Here is a 4136-nt window from a genome sequence, read left to right as displayed (position 1 = left end):
CCGCAGGGTCCCGGCGGCCCCGGCGGTTCGGGCCCGGGTGGTCCCCGGCGCGGCCCCGCCGCCCCGCGCGGCCCGAGGAACTGGAAGAAGCCGACCCTCATCGGGATCGGCATCTTCCTGGTCCTGGTGATCGCGTTCTTCACCGCGACGTACTTCTGGGCGAGTTCGCAGATCCGGCACGAGTCGGTGCTCGGCGGCTACGACGGCCGGCCCAAGTCGTCGGAGGGCACCACGTGGCTCATCGTCGGCTCGGACAGCCGGGAGGGACTCGACTCCTCCGATCGCAAGAAGCTGCACACCGGCAAGGCCGAGGGCAAGCGCACCGACTCGATGATGCTTTTGCACAAGGGCAAGGGCGGCACCGCGCTGATCAGCCTGCCCCGCGACTCGTACGTGCAGATTCCCGCCTACACCAAGAACGGGAAGACGGTGAAGGCGCAGAAGAACAAGCTCAACGCGGCCTTCGCCCTCGGTGGCGCGCCGTTGCTCGCGCGTACCGTCGAACTGGCCACGGGTATGCGCCTCGACCACTACGCGGAGATCGGCTTCGGCGGCTTCAACAACATCGTCGACGCGATGGACGGCGTGGACATCTGCCTCAAGCAGCCGATCAAGGACGAGAAGGCCGGCGCCGACCTCAAGGCCGGATGCCAGACGCTCGACGGCGCGCAGGCGCTGTCCTTCGTGCGCGCCCGCTACTTCGACCCGCGCTCGGACCTCGGCCGGATGGAACGCCAGCAGCAGTTCCTCGGCGCCTTGGCCAAGAAGGCCAAGTCGGCGAGCGTGCTGCTCAACCCGTTCACCGCGTTCCCGGTGGCCGACGCGTCGCTCAGCGCGGTGATCGTGGACGACGACGCCGGGCTGTTCGACCTGTACGACCTGTTCAAGGACATGGGCAGCCTCTCCGGTGGCAAGGGCGTCACCACGACCGTGCCGATCGCGAACCCGGGTTACAACCCGGGTGGCAACGTCGGATCCACCGTGCTGTGGGACGACAAGGGCGCCAAGGCGCTCTTCCAGGCCCTGCGTGAGGGAAGGACCGTGGACGCGCCGAAGGAGTGACTCGCGGGTAGCCGTCGACCTTCTCTACGATCAGCACGCGACCGATCCCGGTCGACGACTCCTCCCGAGGTGACGACACCCGTATGAACGACGCCGCGATACCCGCCGCAGACCACACCTTTCAGGTCGATCTGCGCGGTCTGGTCGACCTGTTGTCGCACCACCTGTACTCCAGTCCGCGGGTGTACCTGCGCGAACTGCTGCAGAACGGCGTCGACGCGGTCACCGCGCGGCGGTCGGCCGATCCCGACTCCCCGGCCGCGATCACCGTCACGGTCGAGGACGGCGGCCTGCGGGTCGCGGACACCGGCGTGGGTCTGACCGAGGCGGACGTGCACCGCTTCCTCGCGACGATCGGCCGTAGTTCCAAGCGCGACGCGTTGGAGAGCGCGCGCCGGGACTACCTCGGCCAGTTCGGTATCGGACTGCTCGCGTGCTTCGTGGTCGCCGACGAGATCACCGTGCTGACCCGGTCCGCGCTCACCGACGCGCCGCCCGTGGAGTGGCGGGCCGGGTCCGACGGGCACTACACGGTGCGCACGGTGGACGCGAGCGAGTGCCCGGTGCCCGGGACCACGGTGTTCCTGACCCCGCGTCGGGGCAGCGAGGCGTGGTTCACCGCCGATCGGGTGATCGAACTCGCCCGGGACTTCGGGGCGTTGCTGCCCTACGAGGTCACCGTGGTCACCGGCGCCGAGGTCACCTCGATCACCGACACCCCCGCGGTGTGGGACCGGCCCTACCCGACCACCGGGCAACGCAGGGCCGCGCTCGCCGCCTACTGCGAGAGCCGGCTGGGCTTCACGCCGCTGGACGTGATCGACCTCGACGTGCCGCTCGCGGGCGTGCGCGGGGCCGCGTTCGTGTTGCCGGAGGCGGTCAGTCCGGCGATGCGCGGCAAGCACCGGGTCCACCTCAAGGGCATGCTGCTCACCGAGAACGCCGACAAACTGCTGCCCGACTGGGCGTTCTTCGTGCGCTGCGTGGTCGACACCGACACGCTGCGACCGACCGCCTCGCGCGAGAACCTGTACGACGACGAGTCGCTCGCGGGCGTGCGGGACGCGCTCGGCGGCCACATCCGGGACTGGCTCGCCGATGTCGCCGCGCACGACCAGCCGCGCCTGGCCCGGTTCCTGAGCGTCCATCACCTGGGCGTCAAGGCCCTCGCCCGGCACGACGACGAACTGCTTCGACTCGTGCTGCCGTGGCTGCCGTTCGAGACCACCGACGGGCGCATCGCGCTCGACGAATTCGCCCGCAGGCACCCGATCGTGCACGTCACCTCCACGGTCGAGGAGTATCGCCAGGTCGCGCCGGTGGCCGCGGCGGCCGGGCTCGGCGTCGTCAACGGCGGCTACACCTACGACCTGGACCTGGTGTACCGGCTGCCCGACATCCGCCCGGGCACCACGGTCGCCGAGCTCGACCCGGACACGGTGACCGCGCACCTGGACGCGGTGGACCCGGCCGTCGAGTTGGCCGCGGCGACGTTCCTCGCGCACGCCCGCGCCGCGCTCGACCCGCAGTCGTGCGACGTGTCGCTGCGTACGTTCCAGCCGGTCACCGTGCCCGCGCTGTTGCTCGACGGGCGCGACGCGCGCGGCGAACGCGACCGCGCGGGCGCCGAGGCGGACGCGGCCGGACGCGGTGACGACCTGTGGTCGGGCATCCTGGGCTCGTTGCGCGGTTCGGCGCCGCGCGCACGGCTCGTGCTCAACCACCTCAACCCCCTGGTCCGCCGGATCGCGGGCCTCGCGGACCCCGAACTCGCCCGCGCCGCGGTCGAAGGGCTCTACGGCCAAGCCCTGTTGCTCAGCCACCGCCCGCTCACGTCGACCGAGACGGGCCTGCTCGGCCGGTCCTTCCTCGGTCTGCTCGAACGCGCCGTCCACCAGCCCGATCCCGGCGAGTAGCGCACCGAGGAGAACAAGCCGTGATGGAAATCCGCGACGACGCCGGGTTCTTCGCCGCGTTGGAGGCGAACGAGGAACAGCCGTACGGCAAGGCGCGCACCGGCCGGGCCGAGGAACTGGTCGTGGTCGCCGAGCGCCTGGGCAGCGACGCCAACCTCGCGTGGGCGCTGCTGCGGTTGATCACCGCGTACAACTACGGCGGCGAGTCGCCGCGCACGCCGGTTCCGCTGTCGCGTCTGCTCAAGCTGTGGGACGAGCGCCCGGAGGGCTTCGACGAGCAGCTGACGCATCATCTGTTCTGGGACCTCAAGTGGATCACCAGCTCGCTGCTCGCGGTGCCCGAGGTGTCGCTCCCGGCGATCCGCGGCTACCTCGCGGACATGGAGCGGCGCTACCGCACGGCCGGGCACAGTGCGCGGCCCGTGCACCAGAGCCGGTTCTACCTCGCGCGCCACATCGGCGACGACGCGGCGAGCGCCGACGCGTTCGACGCGTGGCTGGCGGCCGACCGGGACACCCTCGCCGACTGCGACGCGTGCGAACGGCGCGAGCAGGCCCGCTGGTTGATCGCGCGCGGCACCGACGAGGCCGCGCTCGAACTGCTCGAGCCGACCCTGGCCGGCTCGCTCAGGTGCGCCGAGGAGCCGCAGGTCTCGCTCGCGACGTCGATGCTGCCGCTCGTGCGGGTGGGCAGGCCGGACGAGGCGCGGGCGCACCACCTGCGCGGCTATCGAGCGGTGCGCGGCAAGGTCAGCACGTACGGCACGGTCGCCGAGCACATCGAGTTCTGCGCGCTGACCGGCAACGAGGGCCGCGGGATCGAGATCCTGGCCGAGCACCGCGCGTGGCTGGACCGTCCGCAGAGCGACCCGTCGGACCACAGCGAGTTCCTCGGCGGCGTCGCGGTGCTGCTGCGCCGCGTGGTCGCGGTGGGCGGCCCGGACCTGGAGGTCTTCGAGGGCCGCACGGCCGGTGCGCTGCGGGAGACGGTCGAGCGTGAGCTGTTCGAGATCACCGCGCGCTTCGACGCGCGCAACGGGAACGACGCCGTGAGCGCGCGCACCCGCAAGCGGCTCGACGCCGACCCGGTCGCGACGTCGCTGGCGCTGGGCCTGCGTTCGCCGCGGGTGGCGCCGACCGCCGCGCCGCGGCTCACCG

The 4136-nt window shown here is 71.7% G+C and carries 2 protein-coding genes and 1 pseudogene; all 3 read left to right on the top strand.

The window, feature by feature from the left end:
• A partial coding sequence (locus tag GT354_RS45740) for an LCP family protein (protein ID WP_346012478.1) occupies positions 1 to 1062 on the top strand: 1062 nt, incomplete at its 5' end.
• A gap of 83 nt (positions 1063 to 1145) precedes the next feature.
• Complete coding sequence (locus GT354_RS45735) at positions 1146 to 2978, top strand: HSP90 family protein (protein WP_161363397.1); 1833 nt, start codon at positions 1146 to 1148, stop codon at positions 2976 to 2978.
• A gap of 20 nt (positions 2979 to 2998) precedes the next feature.
• Positions 2999 to 4136: pseudogene (locus GT354_RS45730) on the top strand (tetratricopeptide repeat protein); the annotation flags it as partial.

The sequence above is a fragment of the Streptomyces sp. SID3343 genome (genome assembly GCF_009865215.1).
In the GTDB taxonomy this organism is placed as follows: Bacteria; Actinomycetota; Actinomycetes; order Streptomycetales; family Streptomycetaceae; genus Embleya.
This window is presented reverse-complemented; position numbering and strand designations above follow the sequence as displayed.

Coding starts and splice junctions, on each gene's coding strand:
- GT354_RS45735 (WP_161363397.1), top strand. CDS start 1,146: ATGAACGACGCCGCGATACCCGCCGCAGACCACACCTTTCAGGTCGAT.